Below are 22,464 nucleotides of genomic sequence, written 5' to 3'. Positions count from 1 at the left end.
TTAGTGGTCGGCTGCTGGGCCGCCAATGGGTGTTTCCGGACGCTCATTCTGCACTACTGGAGGAGGAGTACCCGAGCCGCCCTCCCAATCACGAGGTTCGCGTGGAGTACGCCCTGCCATGATGTCGTCGATCTGATCGGCGTCGATGGTTTCGTACTTCATCAGGGCGTCTGCCATGGCATCCAGCTTGTCGCGGTTGTCCGTCAGGATCTGCTTGGCGGTGCCGTAGCACTGATCGATGATGCTGCGCACCTCGGAGTCGATCAGTTTCGCCGTTTCCGCAGACAGGCTCGCATGCTGGCTACCCGCGCTGCGCCCCAGGAACACCTCACCCTCTTCTTCGGCATACATCAGCGGACCAAGCTTCTCGGAAAGACCCCATTTGGTCACCATGTTCCGCGCGATCTGGCTGGCACGCATGATGTCGTTGGAGGCGCCGGTGGTCACGCCGTCGAAGCCAAGGGTCATTTCTTCGGCGATACGACCGCCGTAGAGCGAGCAGATCTGGCTGATCAAGGCACGCTTGGAGAGACTGTAGCGATCTTCTTCCGGCAGGAACATGGTGACACCCAAGGCACGGCCGCGAGGAATGATCGACACCTTGTAGACCGGGTCGTGCTCCGGCACGACACGACCAACAATGGCGTGGCCTGCTTCGTGATAAGCCGTGTTCTGCTTCTCTTTTTCGGACATGACCATGGATTTGCGCTCCGCGCCCATCATGATCTTGTCCTTGGCCAGTTCGAATTCCTTCATTTCAACGATGCGCTTGCCGGTACGCGCCGCAAACAGCGAGGCCTCGTTGACCAGATTCGCCAGGTCGGCACCGGAGAAACCCGGGGTACCGCGGGCGATTACCGCAGGTGCGACGTCGTCGCCCATTGGCACTTTACGCATGTGCACCTTGAGAATCTGTTCGCGACCACGAATGTCCGGCAGGCCAACCACGACCTGACGGTCGAAACGGCCAGGACGCAGCAAGGCCGGGTCCAGTACGTCAGGACGGTTGGTCGCGGCGATCACGATGATGCCGTCGTTCATTTCGAAACCATCCATCTCAACCAGCAACTGGTTGAGGGTCTGCTCACGCTCATCATGACCGCCGCCCATGCCGGCGCCACGGTGACGACCGACGGCGTCGATCTCGTCGATGAAGATGATGCAAGGAGCATGCTTCTTGGCTTGCTCGAACATGTCACGGACGCGGCTGGCACCCACACCGACGAACATCTCGACGAAGTCGGAACCGGAAATGGTGAAGAAAGGCACTTTGGCTTCACCAGCGATGGCTTTGGCCAGCAACGTCTTACCGGTACCTGGTGGGCCCACCATCAACACGCCGCGAGGAATACGACCGCCCAGACGCTGGAACTTGCCTGGGTCACGGAGGAATTCAACCAACTCACCTACTTCTTCCTTGGCCTCGTCGCAACCGGCAACGTCAGCCAAGGTGGTTTTCACCTGATCTTCAGACAGCAAGCGCGCCTTGCTCTTGCCAAAACTCATCGGCCCGCCCTTGCCTCCGGCGCCACCCTGCATCTGGCGCATGAAGAACATGAACACCGCGATGATCACCAGGATCGGGAAGCTGGCCACCAGCAGTTGGGTCCAGATGCTTTGCTGTTCAGGCTGCTTGCCTTCGACCACCACGTGGTTGTCCACCAGGTCGCCGATCAGGCCATTGTCCTGAATGGCAGGACGAATGGTCTTGAAGCTGTCGCCATCGTTGCGCTTGCCGGTAATCACGTAGCCATCAACCGCTACGCGCTCGACCTTGCCATCCTTAACTTGCTGGATGAAGTCGGAATAGTTGAGGGTCTGCGGCTCGTTAGGGCTGGAGAAGTTGTTCATCACCGTCACCAAGACGGCGGCGATGATCAACCACAGGATCAGATTCTTTGCCATGTCGTTCAATTAACTACCCTCTGAAGCAAGCTCCGCTACTGGCGCGCGCTTCGCATGATATTCACCGGCCTAACTTACTACATTACCTACAGCTCTGGCAGGCGCTGTCTGTAACCCTATGTGAAACTTAGACTACACAATATGCGCTTAATCTGACGGGGCGAAATACGAAAATCCTATCACCCCAGTCAAAACTCTTACTTACTCACTACGACCACGGAAGCCGCGCCCCAGCAAGTATTGCTCCCGAGAACGGTCACGAGATGATGACGGTTTGCGCATCTGCACTTTCTCGAACATCTGCCGCACGCTCTTGTGGTACTCATCGAAGCCTTCACCCTGGAAGATCTTGATCAGAAAATCACCACCTGGACGCAAGACCCGACCAGCAAGATCCAGCGCCAACTCGCACAGGAACATCGCTCGCGGCATATCCACGGCTGCTAACCCACTCATATTGGGGGCCATATCGGAAATCACAAGGTCAACTTCAGAATTTCCAACCGCCTCGAGGATCTGCGCCAGTACTGCATCCTCAGTGAAGTCCCCTTGAATAAAGGTCACATCGGGAATGCTGTCCATTTCCAGGATGTCCGAGGCAATCAGGCGCCCCTGGCCACCAATCAGACGACTGGTCACCTGCGACCAGCCACCAGGGGCGGCCCCCAGGTCGATAACACTCATGCCAGGACGGATAAGGCGGTCCTTTTCCTGGATCTCCAGCAGTTTGTAGCTGGCACGGGAACGGTACCCATCTTTTTGCGCCATTTTGACGAATGGGTCGTTGAAGTGCTCTTTCAGCCAGTTATGGCTAGTTTTGGAACGGGCCACGGGCCACCTCAAAATAAAACGGGTCGTGATTAACTGGGCGGTCCCGGACTCGCTCGGGTAAACTGGCCGCCGCTTTTTACAAGATCAGACGCAGGGGTCAGATTATGCCGCTCACTCAAGAGCAGAAGAAACAGTACAAATCCATTGGCCACCATCTGAAACCAGTATTGACTGTGGCTGACAACGGTTTGACCGAAGGTGTATTAGCCGAACTTGAACGCGCCTTGAGCGATCACGAGCTGATCAAGATCAAGCTCAACATCCTCGAGCGCGAGTCGCGCCTGGAAGCCATTGCCGAATTGTGCAAGGCCGGCAAAGCGGATCTGGTGCAGGTCATCGGCAAGATGGCGCTGATCTACCGCAAGAACGCCAAGGTAAACAAGCAATTGTCGAACGTCCATCGTTTCCACTGACGTCGACTCGGGTCAAGGGTGTGCCTGGCGCACCCTGCCACCCCATCCCGGCACTGGCTGCAACACCAGTACCAGCCCGGAAAAACCCAGGACCAGATAGCTGAACAACTGCCAGCGCTGAGCTTCCGGCAACAAGATGCGTACGACGAAATACATCGCACACGCATACATCGCCATCAATAGCAGTTGCCCCCGAATATCCCGCCACAAGCTCCTCAGCCCTTCGGACTGGATCAATACCAGTATCTGCAGGACCAGGCACGCCGCCGAAAAACCTACCAGCAACGCACTGAGCAGCGACGAGATTTCTTCGATCAGCAAGGGGGCAAGGCCAATCTGCCCCAGGGCGGGCAGCAAGCCGAGATGCAACAACCACAAGCCGCCGACCCATAACATCTGGGCCAGCTGCCAAAGCATGGCGCCCGCGTGCAGCGGGCGCCTTCTTTCAAATGTGACGGACTTCGACAATCTCGTACTCGATAACGCCACCAGGCGTTTTGACCGCCACCACATCACCCTCTTCCTTGGCAATCAAGGCGCGAGCGATCGGCGAGCCGACGGAAATTTTACCGAGTTTGATGTCAGCCTCGTCCTCACCCACTATCTGGTAGGTGACGCTTTCGTCAGTTTCGACGTTGGCGATTTCGACCGTGGTGCCAAAGATCACCTTGCCGGTATGGGGAATGGTCGTGACATCGATGACCACCGAGTTCTGCAGGCGGCCTTCAATATCGCGGATCCGCGCTTCTACCATGCCCTGCTGTTCGCGAGCGGCATGGTATTCGGCGTTTTCCTTCAGGTCACCCAACTCGCGGGCCGTACCGATGTCCTGGCTGAGCTTCGGACGCACGACCTTGGTCAGGTGAGCATGCTCTTCTTCCAGGGCGCGCGCGCCCTGGACGGTCATTGGGTATTTATTCATGCCTTCAATCCTGCGTGTAGATCCTGCAAGCGACGCACGGTCTTTTCCGGACCGAACTTCAACGCTTCACAGATAGCTTCGCCAGCAGCAATGGTGGTGGTGCAGTAGATCTTGTGCTGCAAGGCGTTACGACGAATGGAATAAGAGTCAGCAATCGACTGACGGCCTTCAGTGGTGTTGATGATTAGAGTGACTTCGTCGTTCTTGATCATATCGACCACATGCGGACGACCTTCAGTCACCTTGTTCACACGACGCACTTTCAGACCGGCCGCCTCGATCAGCTTGGCGGTGCCCGCAGTAGCGACCACTTCGAAGCCCAAGTTGATCAGATCACGGGCCACGCCTGCAACCAGAGGTTTGTCATCGTCGCGCACGCTGATGAACGCAGTACCGCCGGTCGGCAGCACTTCGCTGGCACCCATCTGGGCCTTGGCAAAGGCTTCGCCGAAGGTGTCGCCCACGCCCATCACTTCACCGGTGGACTTCATCTCTGGGCCGAGGATCGGGTCGACACCCGGGAACTTGGCAAACGGGAATACCGCTTCCTTGACGCTGTAGAAGTTCGGAATGATTTCCTTGGTGAAGCCCAGCTCTTTCAGGGTCTTACCGGCCATCACACGAGCAGCGATCATCGCCAGGGAGACACCGATGCACTTGGAAACGAACGGCACGGTCCGGGAAGCGCGCGGGTTCACTTCGATGACGTAGATCTGATCGCCTTGCAGGGCCAGCTGCACGTTCATCAGGCCAACCACACCCAGTTCCAGGGCCATTTTCTTGACCTGCTCGCGCATCTCGTCCTGGATGTGCGCCGGCAGCGAGTACGGCGGCAGCGAGCACGCAGAGTCACCGGAGTGAACGCCAGCCTGCTCGATGTGCTGCATGATGGCGCCGATCACTACGTCGGTGCCGTCGCAGACCGCATCCACGTCCATTTCAATGGCGCAGTTGAGGAAGTGGTCCAGCAGCACCGGGCTGTCGTTGGACACTTGCACCGCTTCCCGCAGGTAGCGCTTGAGTTCATCTTCCTCGTAGACGATTTCCATCGCCCGGCCGCCCAGCACGTAGGACGGACGCACCACCAGAGGGTAACCGATCTTGGCGGCGGCACGAATCGCTTCGTCTTCGCTGCGCACGGTAGCGTTTGGTGGCTGACGCAGGTTCAGGCGTTCGACCATCTGCTGGAAGCGCTCACGGTCTTCGGCACGGTCGATAGCGTCTGGGCTGGTGCCGATGATCGGCACGCCGGCGGCTTCCAGGGCACGAGCCAGTTTCAGCGGAGTCTGGCCGCCGTACTGCACGATCACGCCTTTTGGCTTCTCGACACGGACGATTTCCAGCACGTCTTCCAGCGTCACTGGCTCGAAGTACAGGCGATCCGAAGTGTCGTAGTCGGTGGAAACGGTTTCCGGGTTGCAGTTGACCATGATGGTTTCGTAACCATCGTCGCGCAGCGCCAGGGCGGCGTGTACGCAGCAGTAGTCGAACTCGATGCCCTGGCCGATACGGTTTGGACCACCACCCAGGATCATGATCTTGTCACGGGTCGAAGGTGCGGCTTCGCACTCTTCTTCATAAGTCGAGTACAGGTACGCGGTGTCGGTGGCGAACTCGGCGGCGCAGGTGTCGACGCGCTTGTAGACCGGGAACACTTCCAGCTTCTGACGATGTGTGCGCAGGTTCTTCTCGGTCACGCCCAGCAGCTTGGCCAGACGCTGGTCGGAGAAGCCTTTGCGCTTGAGGCGGAACATCAGGTCGCGGTCGATGGCCGACAGGCCCAGGGTCTTGACCTTCTCTTCTTCCTTGATCAGGTCTTCGATCTGCACCAGGAACCAAGGATCGATCATGTTCATGCCGAAGATCTGCTCGACGGTCATGCCGGCACGGAAGGCATCAGCCACGTACCAGATACGCTCGGCGCCGGGCACGGTCAGCTCGCGCTTGAGCACGTTCATGCTTTCCGGATTGCTCAGGTCGAGCTTGGGATCCAGGCCGCAAACGCCCACTTCCAGACCGCGCAGGGCTTTCTGCAGGGATTCCTGGAAGGTCCGACCGATGGCCATGACCTCACCCACCGACTTCATCTGGGTGGTCAGGCGCGCGTCGGCCTTGGAGAACTTCTCGAAGGCGAAGCGTGGCAGCTTGGTCACGACGTAGTCGATGGACGGCTCGAAGGACGCCGGGGTCTTGCCGCCGGTAATATCGTTGGACAGCTCGTCCAGGGTGTAGCCGACAGCCAGCTTGGCCGCGACCTTGGCGATCGGGAAACCGGTGGCTTTCGAAGCCAGCGCCGAGGAACGGGATACCCGCGGGTTCATCTCGATCACGACCATGCGGCCTGTGTTCGGGCAGATACCGAACTGCACGTTGGAACCGCCAGTTTCCACACCGATCTCGCGCAGCACCGCCAGAGAGGCGTTACGCAGGATCTGGTATTCCTTGTCGGTCAGGGTCTGTGCCGGAGCCACGGTGATGGAGTCACCGGTGTGCACGCCCATCGGGTCGAAGTTCTCGATGGAGCAGACGATGATGCAGTTGTCCTTCTTATCGCGGACCACCTCCATCTCGTACTCTTTCCAGCCGATCAGGGATTCGTCGATCAGCAGTTCCTTGGTCGGCGACAGGTCCAGACCGCGGGCGCAGATTTCTTCGAACTCTTCGCGGTTGTAGGCGATGCCACCACCGGTGCCCCCCATGGTGAAGGATGGACGGATGATGCAAGGGAAGCCCAGCTTGTCGAGGACCGCATTGGCCTCTTCCATGCTGTGGGCAATACCGGAACGCGGGCACGCCAGGCCGATGGACTTCATGGCAGCGTCGAAGCGCGAACGGTCTTCAGCCTTGTCGATGGTGTCGGCGTTGGCGCCGATCATCTCTACGCCGAACTTCTCCAGGACGCCTTCACGCTCCAGGTCCAGGGCGCAGTTCAGCGCAGTCTGGCCGCCCATGGTCGGCAGCAGCGCGTCCGGACGCTCTTTCTCGATGATCTTGGCAACGGTCTGCCACTTGATCGGCTCGATGTAGGTGGCGTCGGCCATGGCCGGGTCGGTCATGATGGTGGCCGGGTTGGAGTTCACCAGGATGACCCGGTAACCCTCTTCGCGCAGGGCCTTGCAAGCCTGGGCGCCGGAGTAGTCGAATTCGCAGGCCTGGCCGATCACGATCGGGCCAGCGCCAAGAATCAGGATGCTTTTAATGTCTGTACGTTTTGGCATGGGTTGTCACTCAAATCCGCAGGTCAGTCGGCAAGCCGTCTTGAACATTCTCTGAGGCGCCCGAGGGGTTCCGCCGGATTTGCCGGGGCCGCCCTCAAGCGCTGCTCGCTACACTTTCAAGGCGAGCGCTTAGCGTCGCTTGGCCATCTCGTTGATGAAGCGGTCGAACAGCGGCGCCACATCGTTCGGGCCCGGGCTGGCTTCCGGGTGGCCCTGGAAGCTGAACGCGCTCTTGTCGGTACGCTCGATACCCTGCAGGGTGCCGTCGAACAGCGACTTGTGGATCGCCCGGACGTTGCCCGGCAGCGTGGCTTCATCCACCGCAAAACCGTGGTTCTGGCTGGTGATCATGACCACGCCGCTGTCCAGATCCTGCACCGGGTGGTTGGCACCGTGGTGGCCGTGGCCCATTTTCAGGGTCTTGGCACCAGAGGCCAGGGCCAGCAGTTGGTGACCCAGGCAGATGCCGAACACCGGAATCTCGGTTTCGAGGATTTCCTTGATCGCCTTGATGGCGTAGTCGCAAGGCTCGGGGTCACCTGGGCCGTTGGACAGGAACACACCGTCAGGCTTGAGAGCCAGCACATCGCTCGCTGGGGTCTGGGCAGGCACCACGGTGACGCGGCAACCGCGCTCCACCAGCATGCGCAGGATATTCAGCTTGACCCCGTAGTCGTAGGCAACCACGTGATACGGCAGCTCGGAAGCCTCGATGGTGGCGTGGCTGTCGGTCTTCAGATCCCAGACAGTCGAACGCCACTCGTAGCTTTCCTTGGTGCTGACGACTTTCGCCAGGTCCATGCCTTTCAGGCCCGGGAAGCCGCGCGCTGCAGCGATCGCCGCTTCTTCGGAAATGTTGTCACCGGCCATGATGCAGCCGTTCTGTGCACCTTTCTCACGCAGGATGCGGGTCAGGCGACGGGTGTCGATACCAGCGATCGCCACCACGTTGTTGGCTTTCAGGTAATCGGACAGGGACAGAGTGTTACGCCAGTTGCTGGCTACCAGCGGCAGGTCACGGATGACCAGGCCGGCCGACCAGACGCGGTCGGACTCGGCATCTTCCGGCGTGGTGCCGGTGTTGCCGATGTGAGGGTAAGTCAGGGTAACGATCTGTTGGGCGTAGGAAGGATCGGTAAGGATTTCCTGATAGCCGGTCATTGCGGTGTTGAACACCACCTCACCAACGGTTTGACCGTCGGCTCCAATGGCTTCGCCACGAAAAATGCTGCCATCAGCAAGGGCGAGTATGGCTGGCTTAGTCAAGAAGACCTCCCGTAAATAGAGCCTGAAAGGGCGATCGCAGGTTGCAAAAAAGCGGAATGACGTATAGACACGTCACCCCGCTTCTTCGTCGAATTATCTGCGCGCTTTTAGTGGACACACTAAAGCTGTAGCTTACAGAAAAAGGCTTTTTCGGTCCACCGCTAATGAGCCCTAAAGGCAGAGGAATGCGACAGAACATCGCCTAGCGGTACGAAGTGGGGTTGAAGGACAGCCTCAACCCCACTTCAGATGCATCTCAACGCAGATCCAGCACATCCTGCATGTCGTATAGGCCGGCCTCGCGCCCGTCCAGCCACAGCGCGGCACGCACCGCGCCCTTGGCGAAGGTCATGCGACTGGAGGCCTTGTGGGTAATCTCCAGGCGCTCGCCCTCAGTGGCAAACAGCACGGTGTGATCCCCCACCACATCGCCACCACGAACCGTGGCGAAGCCGATGGTTTCACGCTCACGGGCGCCGGTATGGCCTTCACGACCATACACCGCGACCTGCTGCAGATCGCGCCCCAGAGCGCTGGCGATCACCTCACCCATGCGCAGGGCGGTGCCCGATGGCGCATCGATCTTGTGTCGGTGATGCGCCTCGATGATCTCGATATCCGCATCATCACCCAGCACCCGAGCCGCCATATCCAGCAGCTTCAGCGACAGGTTGACCCCAACACTGAAGTTGGCAGCGAAGACGATCGGAATCTCCTTGCCCGCCTCGGCCAGCAATTGCTTTTCCTTGGCACCCAAACCCGTAGTACCAATCACCATGGCCTTGCCCGCCTTACGGCAGAAGGCCAGGTTCTTGAGCATCACTTCCGGCAAGGTGAAATCGATCAGCACATCAAACTCATCGACAACCTTCTCCAGGCTATCGGACATCGACACGCCAAGACGCCCCAGGGATGCCAGCTCACCTGCATCCGCGCCCACCAGCGAACTGCCAGGCCGAACGATGGCTGCCGTCAGCCCGGAGAGCGGCGAGCGCAGCTGCACAGCCTCGACCAGGGTCTTGCCCATGCGCCCGGCGGCGCCCATCACTGCTATACGTCGCATGCGTTACTCCTTACAGGTCGCCGAAGAAGCGCTTGACGCCCTCGAACCAGCCGGTAGTTTTCGGCGAGTGAGAATTGTCGTCGTCCAGCGAACCACGCAACTCTTCCAGCAGCTCGCGCTGACGACGACTCAGGTTCACTGGCGTCTCCACCGCAACCCGGCACATCAGGTCGCCGGCACCGCCGCCACGCACGGGAGCAACGCCCTTGCCACGAATCCGGAACTGCTTGCCGGTCTGTGTTCCCTCTGGGATCTTCAGCTTGACCCGACCGTCCAGGGTCGGAATCTCCAGCTCGCCACCCAACGCCGCATCTACGAAGCTGATGGGCACTTCACAGAACAGGTGCTTGCCGTCGCGCTGGAAGATCGCGTGCTCACGCACATTGATCACCACATACAGGTCGCCAGTCGGGCCACCCTGGGTCCCCGCCTCGCCTTCGCCGGACAGGCGAATACGGTCGCCGGTATCGACACCTGCCGGCACTTTCACCGACAGCGTCTTGTACTCTTCGACCCGACCTTCGCCGTGGCACGAATCGCACGGATCGGAAATGATCTTGCCCTGGCCATGGCAGCGCGGGCAGGTCTGCTGCACCGAGAAGAAACCCTGCTGCATGCGCACCTGACCAATACCGCCACAGGTCGGACAAGTGACAGGGGAAGACCCCTTCTTGGCGCCCGAACCATCGCATGGCTTGCAGTTGACCAGTGTCGGCACACGGATATTCACCGTGGTGCCACGCACCGCCTCTTCCAGGTTCAACTCCAGGGTGTAACGCAGGTCGCTGCCGCGTTGCGCACCGCCACGGGAACCGCCGCGACCGCCACCGAAGAAATCACTGAACACGTCACCGAAGATATCGGAGAAGTTCTGCCCGCCGAAGCCGGCCCCCCCGCCACCCATGCTCGGGTCGACACCAGCGTGGCCGTACTGGTCATACGCGGCACGCTTGCTGGAATCGGACAGTACTTCGTAGGCCTCGTTGGCCTCCTTGAACATGTCTTCCGACGCTTTGTCGCCGGGATTACGGTCCGGGTGATGCTTCATCGCCAAGCGACGGTAAGCCTTTTTCAGCTCCGCATCGCTGGAACCACGCTCCACACCCAACACTTCGTAATAGTCACGCTTTGCCATAAGTCTTTGCACTCTTAAGGACGTCCGGCAAACCCTCCTGAGCTCTGCCAAACTCGCTGAGCCCCAATACAGGCCCGGACCCAACTCACGTCAATTCAACGATCCTGGTCTTGGAAAGCCAACCCGGTTGCGGGCCGACCATTGCGGTCATCACAGCCGGAAAGCAGGAGCTTCTCCGACCCGACCGCCAGCGCACAAACGGAGCTTGTACGCCGTCAAAATTTCGCTGACTCCAGACACGCCAACGCGGGAGCAAGCTCCCGCGCGGCGACATCCTACCAGTCACCGCCCAAAGGCAGTCAACCGGCCGACCAACAAGCCATTACTTGTGGTCTTTTACTTCTTCGAACTCGGCGTCGACGACATCGTCGGCTTTTTCAGCGGACTCGGCGTGCGGTGCCGCGCCTTCTGCAGGCTGGGCCTGTTCGGCGTACATCTTCTGGGCAACCGGGGCCGAGACTTTCGACAGCTCTTCGACCTTGGCGTCGATGGCAGCCTTGTCGTCGCCCTTGACGGCAGCTTCCAGTGCAACCACGGCGGCTTCGATTGCGGTTTTCTCTTCCGCGGTCACTTTGTCACCGGCGTCAGCCACCATCTTGCGAGTCGAGTGCACCAGCGCATCACCCTGGTTACGGGCGGTGGCCAGTTCTTCGAACTTGCGATCCTCTTCCGAGTTGGCTTCAGCGTCACGGATCATCTGCTGGATCTCTTCATCCGACAGACCCGAGTTGGCCTTGATCACGATCGACTGAGTCTTGCCGGTAGCCTTGTCCTTCGCACCTACGTGCAGGATGCCGTTGGCGTCGATGTCGAAGGTCACTTCAATCTGCGGCACGCCACGTGGAGCTGGTGGAATGTCGGCCAGGTCGAACTTGCCCAGGGACTTGTTCTGCGCGGCTTGCTTGCGCTCGCCCTGCAGTACGTGAATGGTCACTGCACCCTGGTTGTCGTCGGCAGTCGAGAACACTTGGGATTTCTTGGTAGGAATCGTGGTGTTTTTCTCGATCAGCGCGGTCATCACGCCACCCATGGTTTCGATACCCAGGGTCAGCGGGCTGACGTCCAGCAGCAGTACGTCTTTCACGTCGCCGGCCAGTACCGCACCCTGGATGGCAGCACCCATGGCAACAGCTTCGTCCGGGTTGACGTCCTTGCGAGCTTCCTTACCGAAGAAGTCGGTTACGGTCTTCTGTACCAGCGGCATACGGGTCTGGCCGCCGACCAGGATCACGTCGTTGATCGAACCCACGTCGATACCGGCGTCTTTGAGCGCGATACGGCAAGGCTCGATGGTGCGCTGAACCAGGTCTTCAACCAGCGACTCCAGCTTGGCGCGGGAAATCTTCACGTTCAGGTGCTTAGGACCGGTGGCATCTGCAGTGATGTACGGCAGGTTGACGTCGGTCTGCTGGCTCGAGGACAGCTCGATCTTGGCTTTCTCGGCAGCTTCTTTCAGGCGCTGCATGGCCAGCGGGTCACCTTTGAGGTTCATGCCGCTTTCTTTCTTGAACTCATCAACCAGGTAGTCGATCAAGCGGATGTCGAAGTCTTCACCACCGAGGAAGGTGTCACCGTTGGTGGCCAGCACTTCGAACTGGTGCTCGCCATCGACTTCAGCGATTTCGATCACCGAAACGTCGAAAGTACCACCGCCCAGGTCGTAAACGATCACGGTGTGATCGCCCTTGGCCTTGTCCATACCGTAGGCCAGAGCGGCTGCGGTTGGTTCGTTGATGATACGTTTGACGTCCAGGCCTGCGATGCGGCCGGCGTCTTTGGTCGCCTGGCGCTGACTGTCGTTGAAGTAGGCCGGAACAGTGATGACCGCTTCGGTCACGGCTTCGCCGAGGTAGTCTTCGGCGGTCTTCTTCATTTTCTTGAGGATTTCAGCCGAGATTTGTGGCGGAGCCATTTTCTGGCCGTTCACTTCAACCCAGGCGTCGTTGTTGTCAGCCTTGACGATCTTGTAAGGGACCATCTGGATGTCTTTCTGCACAACTTCTTCGTCGAAGCGACGACCGATCAGACGCTTTACTGCGTACAGGGTGTTGTGCGGGTTGGTGACAGCCTGACGCTTGGCCGACTGACCTACCAGGATTTCGCCATCGTTGGCGTACGCGATGATCGACGGCGTGGTACGCGCGCCTTCAGCGTTTTCGATAACTTTTACGTTGCCGTTTTCAAGAATGGAGACGCACGAGTTGGTGGTCCCCAAGTCAATACCGATAATCTTGCCCATGTTAACTCTCCCGAAACTTTGGATTTGGATGCCGCAGCTGTGGTGGCAAACTGCGGTAGCACTTAAACGCTTGACTGATAAATGGGGGCTCTACAGCCGTTTTCAAGCCTTTTCGTCAATCGAAGGCGAAACCGGTGCAGGAGCCTTGCTGACCACGACCATGGCCGGGCGCAGCAGGCGACCGTTGAGCTGGTAGCCCTTCTGGAACACTTTCAGAACACTGTTCGGCTCGACATCCGCGCTTTCCTGCATGGCCATGGCCTGATGCTGTTCAGCGTTGAAGGGTTCGCCGTGTGGATCGATGGCTTCCAGCTGATAACGCTTGAGGGTGTCGTGGAACATCTTCAAGGTCAGCTCGATGCCTTCACGCATCGGGCGGATGCTTTCGTCGTCCGGGTTGGACAGCTCCAGGCCACGCTCCAGGCTGTCGATCACCGGCAGCAGGTCGCCGGCAAACTTCTCCAGCGCGAATTTGTGAGCTTTCTCCACGTCCTGCTCGGCGCGGCGGCGGACGTTCTGCAGATCGGCAGCAACACGCAAAGCCTGATCCTGCGCGCCAGCCAGTTGCTCTTCGAGCACTTGTACACGAGCCGCCAGGTCATCACCCGATGCCTCGGGAGCCTGATTGGCGTCTAGATTTTGCGTATCCAGCGTCTGTTCGTCAGCCATGAAATTCTCCTTTCAATATCGTCTGTGAGCCGGGCTCACTCTTCTGCCCAGCTATATGGGGTCGCATTTTCAAGGTTCAAGTCCGCAGCCACAGCAAAAGTCGTTCCGACCCGATAAATCCTGTATGTGGACATTACCGAGCGCACTAAAAAGCCAGAACGACCAAGCAAATCGAGCTAAGGGAAAGCATTGTCAGCTCGAAACAAAACACTGTATAAATAACCAGACATCTAGTTTGGGAGCGGCCTTAATGCTGGTGCACCTGTCCGTACACAATTACGCCATCGTCGAACACCTGGATCTGGAACTCGATCGCGGGATGAGCGTCATTACCGGCGAGACCGGTGCCGGCAAGTCGATCATGCTCGACGCGCTCGGCCTGACCCTGGGTGATCGTGCCGACAGCGGCGTGGTACGCCCCGGAGCCGACAAGGCCGATATCCTCGCCACCTTCGATCTGGCGGATATCCCCGAGGCCCACGCCTGGCTGGCCGAGCGTGACCTGGACACCGACGGCCCGTGCATCCTGCGTCGGGTCATCACGGCAGAAGGACGTTCCCGCGGCTATATCAACGGTACGCCCTGCCCGCTCGGAGACTTGAAAGCCCTGGGCGAACTGCTGATCGATATCCACAGCCAGCATGAACACCAGTCGCTGCTCAAGACCGATACCCATAGGCGCCTACTGGATGAGTACGCCGGCGCAACCGACCTGGCGCGCCAGGTGCAACTGGCTGCGCAGCGCTGGCGCCAGACCCGCCTGGAGCTGGAGCGCCTGTCCAACTCCGGCGACGAGCAGCGCGCTCGCCATCAACTGCTCAGTTACCAGCTCGAAGAACTGGAAAACCTGGGGCTCGGGGAAAATGAACTCGAACAACTGGAGCAGGAGCACAAGAACCTGACCAATGCCGAAACCCTGCTGGGCATCTGCCGCCAGGTGGTGGAGCAATGCAGCGAAAGTGATTCAGGCAATGTCCTGAACGCCCTGACTGTCAGCCTCAACCGCCTGTCGAGCATCGGCAACTCCTCGGGTTCCCTGGGCGAGGCCACCAACCTGCTGGCCAGCGCGCAGATCCAGGTCGAAGAAGCCGTGGGCGAGTTGAATCGTTTCCTTGACCACTTCGACGCTGATCCGGCACGCCTGCAACAACTCGAAGAACGCCTCGACGCCATCTATACCCTGGCGCGCAAGCATCGCATCCAGCCCTTCGAACTCGCTGCCATGCAGCAAACCCTGCTAGATGAAATAGAGACTCTGGACGCCAATGACGAATCCATCGAACGGCTGGGCGAAGAGCTGCAATCCTTCGCTCGTCATTATCAGGAGAAAGCCCTGGAACTGAGCCAGTTGCGCCAGCAGGCCGCGACCAGCCTGGCCAGCGCAGTGGAGCAGGAGATCCAGCGCCTGGGTATGCCCGGAGGGCGCTTCACCATCGAACTGCGCGCCAACAGCAGCGATGAACTGCTGCCCAACGGCCTGGAGCAGGTGGAACTGCTGGTCAGTGCCAACCCCGGGCAACCCCTCAAGGCCCTGGCGAAAGTCGCGTCCGGCGGTGAGCTGTCACGTATCAGCCTGGCGATCCAGGTCATCACCGCGCAGACCTCGCGGGTTCCCACATTGGTATTCGACGAAGTCGATGTGGGGATTGGTGGCCCGACAGCCGAGATCGTCGGCCAGCTGCTGCGCCGCCTCGGCGAACGCGGCCAGGTATTGACCGTTACACACCTGCCGCAAGTCGCCGCCCAGGGGCATCAGCATCTGTTCGTGCACAAGGTGCGCGGCAGCGATGCCACTCATACCGCAGTATCCAAGCTGGGCAAGAATGAGAGGGTCGAGGAGGTGGCGCGGATGCTCGGCGGCATCGACCTGACCAAGGAGTCTCTGGCCCACGCCAAGAAAATGGTGGTGACCGCCAAGGCCTGAACCTTCAGCGCTTCTTTTATATAGGCACAAAACACGAAGGCGACCCTAGGGTCGCCTTCGATCGTTTCACGACGATAAACGCCGCGTGAGGGGCTTACTTCTTCTTGCGCACGTACAGCACAAGATTGTGATCCACCAACTCGAAACCGTGCTTTTCGACAATCGCCTTCTGAAGCTTTTCGATTTCTTCGTCGAAGAATTCGATCACTTCACCAGACTCCACGTTGACCATATGGTCGTGGTGACCGCCATCCGCCAGCTCGAATACAGCGTGACCGCCATCAAAATTATGGCGTACCACCAGTCCGGCTGCTTCGAATTGAGTCAGTACACGGTAAACCGTGGCCAGACCCACATCCTCACCAGCTTCCATCAGCGCCTTGTAGACATCCTCAGCGCTCATGTGCCGCTGCTCGGTGGAATCGAGCATTTGTAGAATTTTGACTCGTGGCAGAGTCACTTTGAGGCCGGCTTTACGTAGTTCGCTATTTTCAACCATGGTCAGCTTTCTCGCCGATGCTGCTTCGCAGCTTCTCTTAATGCGGGTATGATCGGGGTTTACGTTGTCCCAGCCAAGATAGTGGAAGTCGCCCACCGATGCAAAACACCAAGCTCTTGCTAACCAGTTTCACCTTCGTGGGACTGCTCGCACTCGCCGGTTGTTCATTCCCCGGGGTTTACAAAATCGACATCCAGCAGGGCAATGTCGTCACGCAGGACATGATAGACCAGTTGCGCCCCGGAATGACCCGACGGCAAGTACGGTTTATCATGGGCAACCCTCTGTTGACCGACACGTTCCATGCCGATCGCTGGGATTATCTCTACAGCCTGCAGCCTGGTGGTGGTGAACGCCAACAGGAACGCGTGAGCCTGATCTTCAACGGCAACGACCAGTTGGTCAGCTTGGCCGGTGACTTCATGCCGGGTGTAAGCCGCGACGAAGCCCTGCTGGGCAAGGACAGCGCCAACACCGTGACAGCGCCTGCCGAGAACGTCGAGAAACCAAAAGCCGAGAAACCAGCCAAGCCTGGCTCGCTGCTCGACCAGATCCAGAAGGACGTGGATGGCGTGAAAACCGTGCCAGTTCCTACGCCTGAACCACTGGATACTTCGCCGGAATAATTTTTGGCGAAATAAAATAGCCCGGGCATGCCCGGGCTTTTTATTGCCTGTCACCATCAATCACGATTCGCGCTTGCGTGCCTCGGCCGCTTTCGCCGCCCGCAGACGCCGAACCTCTTTCGGATCGGCCAGCAATGGGCGATAGACCTCGATCCGATCCCCCGCCTGAATCACATGATGTTCAGGGTCACTGACCTGCTTGCCGAAGATCCCCACCGGACAAGCCGCCAGATCCAGTTCGGGAAACTGCTGCCCGATGGCTGAAGCCTGCAAGGCTGCACGCAGCGTCGACCCCTGGGGCACCTGCACACTGATCAACGCCTGGCGATCGACAGCCGCGTAGGCCACCTCAATCGAAATCATCGACTCAGCCATGCAACTGCTTAGCCCGCTGGCAGAAAGCGTCCACCAGAGTATTCGCCGCCTGGTTGAACAGCGGCCCCAAGGTCGCTCGAACCAAGGGCCCCGCATAATCGAAAGACAGATCAAGGCTGATCTTGCAGGCCTTCTCGCCCAGCGGCTTGAACACCCACACGCCATGCAACTGATTGAATGGCCCCTCCTCCAGATTCATCTCGATCGACTGCCCCGGCACCAGATTGTTGCAGGTCACGAAGCGCTGACTCATGCCGCCCTTGGCCACCGCCAGGCTCGCGCGCATCCGCTCTTCGCTGCTTTCCAGCACCTCGGCCGACGAGCACCAGGGCAGAAACTCCGGGTACCGGGCCACGTCATTGACCAGATCGTAAAGGAACTGCGCCGGATAGGGCAGAAGGGCCGAACGTTGAATATGGGTCGTCATGTGAGCTTCATTTCCACAACTGGGCGGCAAACACCACAAGAATGCCGACGGGCGCCACATAGCGCATCAAAAACAAGGCCAGAGCGAACAACAGCGGGCTACGTAACGACAGCTCATCACGAACTGCCTCACGGCCCATCACCCAACCTGCAAATACCACGAAGCACAAACCGCCAAGAGGCAACATGATCCGCGAGGTGAAAAAGTCGATCACACCAAAGAAGTCCAGACCGCCGGCCGCGCCCCACTGGTAGAGATGAAAAACGCCGCCTTCGTTCACGAAAAATTTGGCCTGTTGCCAGATGTTGAAAGAGAACACCGTTCCCAATCCCACAAACCAGCAACTGAACGCCAGCCAGAATGTCACCCAGCCGCGGCGGATTTTAGTCCTCTCGACGAGATAAGCCACCATCGGCTCCAACAAGGAAATGGCCGAACTCCAGGCCGCAATCGCCACCAGGATAAAGAACACTACGCCCATAAGCTGGCCGAACGCCACATTGCCGAAGGCGAACGGCAGGCTGATGAACATCAGCCCCGGCCCTTCACTGGGGTTCAGCCCCGCAGCGAACACGATGGGGAACAACGCCATGCCCGCCACCAGGGAAACGAAGGTATCCAGCAGCGCCACCCCGACCACAGTGCCGGACAGGGACGAATGCTTGGGCATGTAGGCGCCATAGATCATGATCGAGCCGACCCCCACGCTGAGGGAAAAGAACGCATGCCCCATGGCCGGCAACAGCCCATCCAATAGCCGGTCCAGACTGAAGTCGAACATGAAATGCAGGCCCTGCATGAAATGCCCGGTGGTCATGCTGTAGCCCAGCAGCACCAGCAACATCACGAACAGCAGCGGCATCATGACCCGCAGGCTGCGCTCAAGCCCGGCCACCACACCCTTGGCAATCACCAGCGCCGACAGCAGCATGAACAGCGTGTGCCACAGGGTCAGGCGCCAGGGGTCAGCCGTCACCGCGGAAAAATAGGCGCCGACCTGATCCGCCGTGACACCCTGAAAATCGCCACGCCCCATATCGATGATGTAGTCCAGGGACCAACCACCCACCACGCTGTAGAAGGAGAGAATCAGCAACGCCGTGATCATTCCGGCAAAGGCGCCCCAGGACCAGTTGGCCGAATGCCCGGCCTCCAGGGCCAGCACCTTCAGGGCATTCGCCGGGCTTTGTCGCGCACGACGGCCAATCAGGGTTTCCGCCAGCATCACCGGCAACCCGATCAGCGCAATACACGCCAGAAACACCAGAACAAAGGCACCACCACCATAGACGCCGACCATGTAGGGGAATTTCCAGATGCTCCCCAGGCCCACGGCCGAACCAGTTGCAGCGAGTATAAAGACCCAGCGGCTTGCCCAGCCGCCGTGGACAGAGACCCTGTCTGTCGACATCGTTAACGCGCCCAACCGAAAAAAAAGAGGCCGCATTGTCCGGGATTCAATCAACCTGCTCAAGCACGCTGCGTCACCGTAGCCGACGCGCGCGCAACTCCCTATAATGCCGCCCCTATGGCTAAACAGAAGAAACACCCAACAGGGACCATCGCGCAAAATAAAAAGGCGCGTCACGATTACTTCATCGAACATCGGTTCGAGGCTGGCATGGTCCTGGCCGGCTGGGAAGTAAAGAGTCTGCGTGCAGGCAAGGCACAGCTGGTGGACAGTTATGTGCTGCTCAAGGATGGTGAAGCCTGGTTGCTCGGCAGCCACTTCACACCATTGACCACCGCCAGCACCCACGTCATCGCCGACCCGACGCGCTCGCGCAAGCTGCTGCTCAACCAGCGCGAGCTGGAAAAGCTGTTTGCCGCCGTGCAGCAGAAGGGTTACGCCTGCGTGTGCCTTTCGCTCTACTGGAGCAAGCACCTGATCAAGTGTGAAATCGCACTGGGCAAGGGCAAGAAGGAATACGACAAGCGACATACCGAACGCGAGCGCGATTCCGATCGCGAGCTGCAGCGCGCGGTGCGGACCAAGGGCAAGGAAGACTGATCTTCCTGCCTTGAGGTCGCTTTCGCCGGTAAGCCGGCTCCTACAACACCCAGGTAGGAGCCGGCTTGCCGGCGATTTGCATTACATGCCCTTGCGCCGTTCGGCCCGGGCCACTCGCTGCACTTCCTGACGCACTTCTTCGAGCACTTCCTGCACATAGAGAATGTGACGGCTGGAGATTTCCCGCGCCTCTTCGGCCCGCCCTTCGATAATTGCCTGGTACAGGTCGCGGTGCTGGCTGATCAGCATGTCGCGGGTTTCCGTGCGCTGCTTGTACATGCCACCGATGTTGGTCACCACGTTGCGTTTGAGCAGGTCGAACAGCCCGCGGATGGTGTGCAGCAGCACGGCGTTGTGGCTGGCCTCGGCAATCGCCAAGTGGAACTTGGCATCCGCCGCACCTTCCTCGATACGACTGACATCGTCGGAACGGGAATAACAATCCTGCAACTCCTCGAAGGCTTGAGTCAGTCGCTCACGATCCACTGCCGTCGCCCGCAGCGCCGCGTAATAGGCGCAGGACGCTTCCAGCGTATGCCGGAACTCCAGCAGGTCGCGCTGGGCATCGGTGTTGTTTTCCAGCAGGTGCAGCAGTGGATCGCTGAAGGTCGAGCCCAGGGATTCCACCACATAGTTGCCACCGCCCTGACGACTGATCAGCAACCCCTTGGCCGTGAGTTTCTGGATCGCCTCGCGCAGTGAGGGCCGAGAGACACCGAACTGCTCGGCCAGTGCCCGCTCGGCCGGCAGCCGCTCGCCGGCCGTCAAGGTGCCTTCAAGAATCATCCCTTCCAGACGCTCGACGATATCGTCGGACAAACGGCGCTGGCGTATCTGATCAAACCCCATAACTCACTCTCCACCCTCCCGACCCTTCGCCGGGGGGCTCTATTCTGGCCTATTCATGGCGCGCCAACACCTGTCAGAACACGGCCATTTGCACCGATCAGATGCCCGCGCCATAGCGCATTCGACAAAAGTTTTAGGGCGGCAAATTGACACACCGAGCACAAGGCTTTTACCCTAGCCAACAGCGATTGTAAATTGGTCTTACCAATTAACCAAGACGCTAGCAGTGCCTGACCAACAACAATTAGGGGCCACCCCATTATGCAAACCTGGCAACAGCTCTATAGCCCGCTTGGCAGCCTCGGCCTGTCCGCCCTCGCCGCCGTCATCCCGATCGTGTTTTTCTTCCTGGCTCTGGCCGTGTTCCGTCTCAAAGGACACGTCGCCGGGAGTATCACCCTGGCCTTGTCGATCCTGGTGGCGATCTTCGCCTTCCAGATGCCCGCCGACATGGCCCTCGCTGCCGCTGGCTATGGATTTGCCTACGGTCTGTGGCCCATCGCCTGGATCATTGTCGCCGCCGTTTTCCTCTACAAGCTGACCGTGAAGAGCGGCCAGTTCGAAATCATCCGCAGCTCGGTGCTGTCGATCACCGACGACCAGCGCCTGCAGGTGCTGCTGATCGGTTTCTGCTTCGGCGCCTTCCTTGAAGGGGCTGCCGGCTTTGGCGCGCCAGTGGCGATCACCGCCGCCCTGCTGGTGGGCCTGGGCTTCAACCCGCTGTACGCCGCCGGCCTGTGCCTGATCGCCAACACCGCGCCCGTGGCCTTCGGCGCCCTGGGGATTCCGATCATCGTCGCCGGCCAGGTGACGGGCATCGACGCCTTCAAGATCGGCGCCATGACCGGCCGCCAACTGCCGCTGCTGTCGCTGTTCGTGCCGTTCTGGCTGGTGTTCATGATGGACGGTATGCGCGGCGTCAAAGAGACCTGGCCCGCCGCCCTGGTGGCTGGCCTGAGCTTTGCCATTACCCAGTACTTCACCTCGAACTTCATCGGCCCGGAACTGCCGGACATCACCTCGGCCCTGGCCAGCCTGATCTCCCTGACCCTGTTCCTGAAAATCTGGCAACCCAAGCGCACCGCCGGTGCACAGATCGCCGGTGCCACCTCCAGCGCGGCCATCACCGCCAGTGCCGGTGGCTTCGGCCAGCCACGCCAAACCCAGGCCTCGCCCTACAGCCTGGGCCAGATCTTCAAGGCCTGGTCGCCGTTCCTGATCCTCACCGTGCTGGTGACCATCTGGACCCTCAAGCCCTTCAAGGCGATGTTCGCCGCCGGCGGCTCGATGTACGGCTGGGTGTTCAACTTCGCCATCCCGCATCTGGATCAGCTGGTGATCAAGATGGCGCCGATCGTGACCACGCCAACGGCCATCCCGGCGGTGTTCAAGCTCGACCCGATCTCCGCCACTGGCACGGCGATTTTCTTCTCCGCGCTGATCTCCATGCTGGTGCTGAAGATCAACTTCAAAACTGGTCTGACCACTTTGAAAGAGACCTTCTACGAGCTGCGCTGGCCGATCCTATCCATCGGCATGGTGCTGGCGTTCGCCTTCGTCACCAACTACTCGGGCATGTCTTCGACCATGGCCCTGGTCCTGGCGGCGACGGGGGCAGCATTCCCGTTCTTCTCGCCGTTCCTGGGCTGGCTCGGGGTGTTCCTCACCGGTTCCGATACCTCGTCCAACGCTCTGTTCAGCTCGCTGCAAGCCACCACCGCGCACCAGATCGGGGTCAATGACACCCTGCTGGTCGCGGCCAACACCAGCGGCGGCGTGACCGGCAAAATGATCTCGCCGCAATCGATCGCCGTGGCCTGCGCCGCCACCGGCCTGGTGGGCAAGGAATCGGACCTGTTCCGCTTCACCCTCAAGCACAGTCTGTTCTTTGCCACTATTGTCGGTCTGATCACCCTGGCCCAGGCCTACTGGTTCACCGGCATGCTGGTGCACTAAGCAACACCTGCGACACCGATGGAACCGACGCCGCCCTCACCCGCGGCGTCAGTCATTCACCACCCGGTCTGCAAGGCTGCTGAAAGCTTGCTGGTTTATCTTTCAGCCGCCTCGACGGACGAATAACCGGGACCAC

At 59.5% G+C, this 22,464-nt stretch carries 20 protein-coding genes; 5 read left to right on the top strand and 15 right to left on the bottom strand.

Features of this window, described 5'->3' with window-relative positions; all coding sequences use genetic code 11:
- Entirely contained in the window at positions 1 to 1,905 is a 1,905-nt protein-coding gene (gene ftsH, locus ABCR88_RS04385; RefSeq protein WP_011059197.1) for an ATP-dependent zinc metalloprotease FtsH, read from the bottom strand.
- Between the two features lie 201 nt (positions 1,906 to 2,106).
- Entirely contained in the window at positions 2,107 to 2,736 is a 630-nt protein-coding gene (gene rlmE / locus ABCR88_RS04380) for a 23S rRNA (uridine(2552)-2'-O)-methyltransferase RlmE (protein ID WP_011059196.1), read from the bottom strand.
- 104 nt (positions 2,737 to 2,840) lie between these two features.
- Between rlmE and ABCR88_RS04375 the strand changes: the two genes are divergently transcribed.
- Positions 2,841 to 3,149, top strand: a complete 309-nt coding sequence (locus tag ABCR88_RS04375) for a YhbY family RNA-binding protein (RefSeq protein ID WP_007920867.1) — start codon at positions 2,841 to 2,843, stop codon at positions 3,147 to 3,149.
- A gap of 12 nt (positions 3,150 to 3,161) precedes the next feature.
- On the opposite strand, the gene ABCR88_RS04370 is transcribed toward ABCR88_RS04375, so the two are convergent.
- The 8 genes from ABCR88_RS04370 to grpE form a co-directional block, all read right to left on the bottom strand.
- Entirely contained in the window at positions 3,162 to 3,566 is a 405-nt protein-coding gene (locus ABCR88_RS04370; protein WP_011059194.1) for a hypothetical protein, read from the bottom strand.
- A 28-nt stretch (positions 3,567 to 3,594) separates the two neighbouring features.
- Positions 3,595 to 4,071: a transcription elongation factor GreA gene (greA, locus tag ABCR88_RS04365; RefSeq protein ID WP_011059193.1), complete on the bottom strand. Its 477-nt coding sequence runs from the start codon at positions 4,069 to 4,071 to the stop codon at positions 3,595 to 3,597.
- Positions 4,068 to 7,289, bottom strand: a complete 3,222-nt coding sequence (gene carB, locus ABCR88_RS04360; protein WP_011059192.1) for a carbamoyl-phosphate synthase large subunit — start codon at positions 7,287 to 7,289, stop codon at positions 4,068 to 4,070. Before carB ends, greA begins: the two co-directional genes overlap by 4 nt.
- A gap of 129 nt (positions 7,290 to 7,418) precedes the next feature.
- The gene (gene carA, locus ABCR88_RS04355) at positions 7,419 to 8,555 is read right to left on the bottom strand and encodes a glutamine-hydrolyzing carbamoyl-phosphate synthase small subunit (protein WP_011059191.1); all 1,137 of its coding nucleotides are present in this window, start codon (positions 8,553 to 8,555) and stop codon (positions 7,419 to 7,421) included.
- Positions 8,556 to 8,811: 256 nt separating this feature from the next.
- Complete coding sequence (dapB, locus tag ABCR88_RS04350; RefSeq protein ID WP_015634113.1) at positions 8,812 to 9,618, bottom strand: 4-hydroxy-tetrahydrodipicolinate reductase; 807 nt, start codon at positions 9,616 to 9,618, stop codon at positions 8,812 to 8,814.
- Positions 9,619 to 9,628: 10 nt separating this feature from the next.
- Positions 9,629 to 10,753: a molecular chaperone DnaJ gene (gene dnaJ / locus ABCR88_RS04345; protein WP_015634112.1), complete on the bottom strand. Its 1,125-nt coding sequence runs from the start codon at positions 10,751 to 10,753 to the stop codon at positions 9,629 to 9,631.
- 322 nt (positions 10,754 to 11,075) lie between these two features.
- Positions 11,076 to 12,992: a molecular chaperone DnaK gene (gene dnaK, locus ABCR88_RS04340; RefSeq protein WP_011059188.1), complete on the bottom strand. Its 1,917-nt coding sequence runs from the start codon at positions 12,990 to 12,992 to the stop codon at positions 11,076 to 11,078.
- A gap of 102 nt (positions 12,993 to 13,094) precedes the next feature.
- Complete coding sequence (gene grpE / locus ABCR88_RS04335) at positions 13,095 to 13,661, bottom strand: nucleotide exchange factor GrpE (protein WP_011059187.1); 567 nt, start codon at positions 13,659 to 13,661, stop codon at positions 13,095 to 13,097.
- 250 nt (positions 13,662 to 13,911) lie between these two features.
- Here grpE and recN point away from each other — a divergent pair, with 250 nt between their 5' ends.
- Positions 13,912 to 15,585, top strand: a complete 1,674-nt coding sequence (gene recN / locus ABCR88_RS04330) for a DNA repair protein RecN (protein WP_041115931.1) — start codon at positions 13,912 to 13,914, stop codon at positions 15,583 to 15,585.
- Positions 15,586 to 15,679: 94 nt separating this feature from the next.
- On the opposite strand, the gene fur is transcribed toward recN, so the two are convergent.
- A complete protein-coding gene (fur, locus tag ABCR88_RS04325; RefSeq protein ID WP_011059185.1) occupies positions 15,680 to 16,084 on the bottom strand; it encodes a ferric iron uptake transcriptional regulator in 405 nt (134 codons plus the stop codon).
- A 98-nt stretch (positions 16,085 to 16,182) separates the two neighbouring features.
- Between fur and ABCR88_RS04320 the strand changes: the two genes are divergently transcribed.
- Entirely contained in the window at positions 16,183 to 16,710 is a 528-nt protein-coding gene (locus ABCR88_RS04320; RefSeq protein WP_011059184.1) for an outer membrane protein assembly factor BamE, read from the top strand.
- Between the two features lie 60 nt (positions 16,711 to 16,770).
- On the opposite strand, the gene ABCR88_RS04315 is transcribed toward ABCR88_RS04320, so the two are convergent.
- Genes ABCR88_RS04315 through ABCR88_RS04305 form a run of 3 tightly spaced genes read right to left on the bottom strand, consistent with a single transcriptional unit; the run spans position 16,771 to position 18,923 of the window.
- The gene (locus tag ABCR88_RS04315) at positions 16,771 to 17,085 is read right to left on the bottom strand and encodes an RnfH family protein (RefSeq protein WP_041115929.1); all 315 of its coding nucleotides are present in this window, start codon (positions 17,083 to 17,085) and stop codon (positions 16,771 to 16,773) included.
- Positions 17,078 to 17,512, bottom strand: coding sequence for a type II toxin-antitoxin system RatA family toxin (locus ABCR88_RS04310; protein ID WP_011059182.1), 435 nt, complete (start codon positions 17,510 to 17,512; stop codon positions 17,078 to 17,080). The genes ABCR88_RS04315 and ABCR88_RS04310 overlap by 8 nt, the downstream gene beginning before the upstream one ends.
- 7 nt (positions 17,513 to 17,519) lie before the next feature.
- Positions 17,520 to 18,923, bottom strand: a complete 1,404-nt coding sequence (locus ABCR88_RS04305; protein WP_041115927.1) for a sodium-dependent transporter — start codon at positions 18,921 to 18,923, stop codon at positions 17,520 to 17,522.
- 117 nt (positions 18,924 to 19,040) lie between these two features.
- Between ABCR88_RS04305 and smpB the strand changes: the two genes are divergently transcribed.
- A complete protein-coding gene (gene smpB / locus ABCR88_RS04300; RefSeq protein ID WP_025131431.1) occupies positions 19,041 to 19,523 on the top strand; it encodes an SsrA-binding protein SmpB in 483 nt (160 codons plus the stop codon).
- Between the two features lie 81 nt (positions 19,524 to 19,604).
- Here smpB and ABCR88_RS04295 read toward each other — a convergent pair whose 3' ends face one another.
- Positions 19,605 to 20,372, bottom strand: coding sequence for an FCD domain-containing protein (locus tag ABCR88_RS04295; RefSeq protein WP_015634108.1), 768 nt, complete (start codon positions 20,370 to 20,372; stop codon positions 19,605 to 19,607).
- A gap of 261 nt (positions 20,373 to 20,633) precedes the next feature.
- On the opposite strand from ABCR88_RS04295, the gene ABCR88_RS04290 reads away from it, so the two are divergent.
- Positions 20,634 to 22,328 (top strand): lactate permease LctP family transporter, encoded by a 1,695-nt coding sequence (locus ABCR88_RS04290; RefSeq protein WP_015634107.1) that lies wholly within the window; start codon positions 20,634 to 20,636, stop codon positions 22,326 to 22,328.
- Positions 22,329 to 22,464: the final 136 nt, after the last annotated feature.

Origin of the sequence: Pseudomonas sp. W17, assembly GCF_040268305.1 — a bacterium.
Lineage (GTDB): Bacteria > Pseudomonadota > Gammaproteobacteria > Pseudomonadales > Pseudomonadaceae > Aquipseudomonas > Aquipseudomonas protegens.
This window is presented reverse-complemented; position numbering and strand designations above follow the sequence as displayed.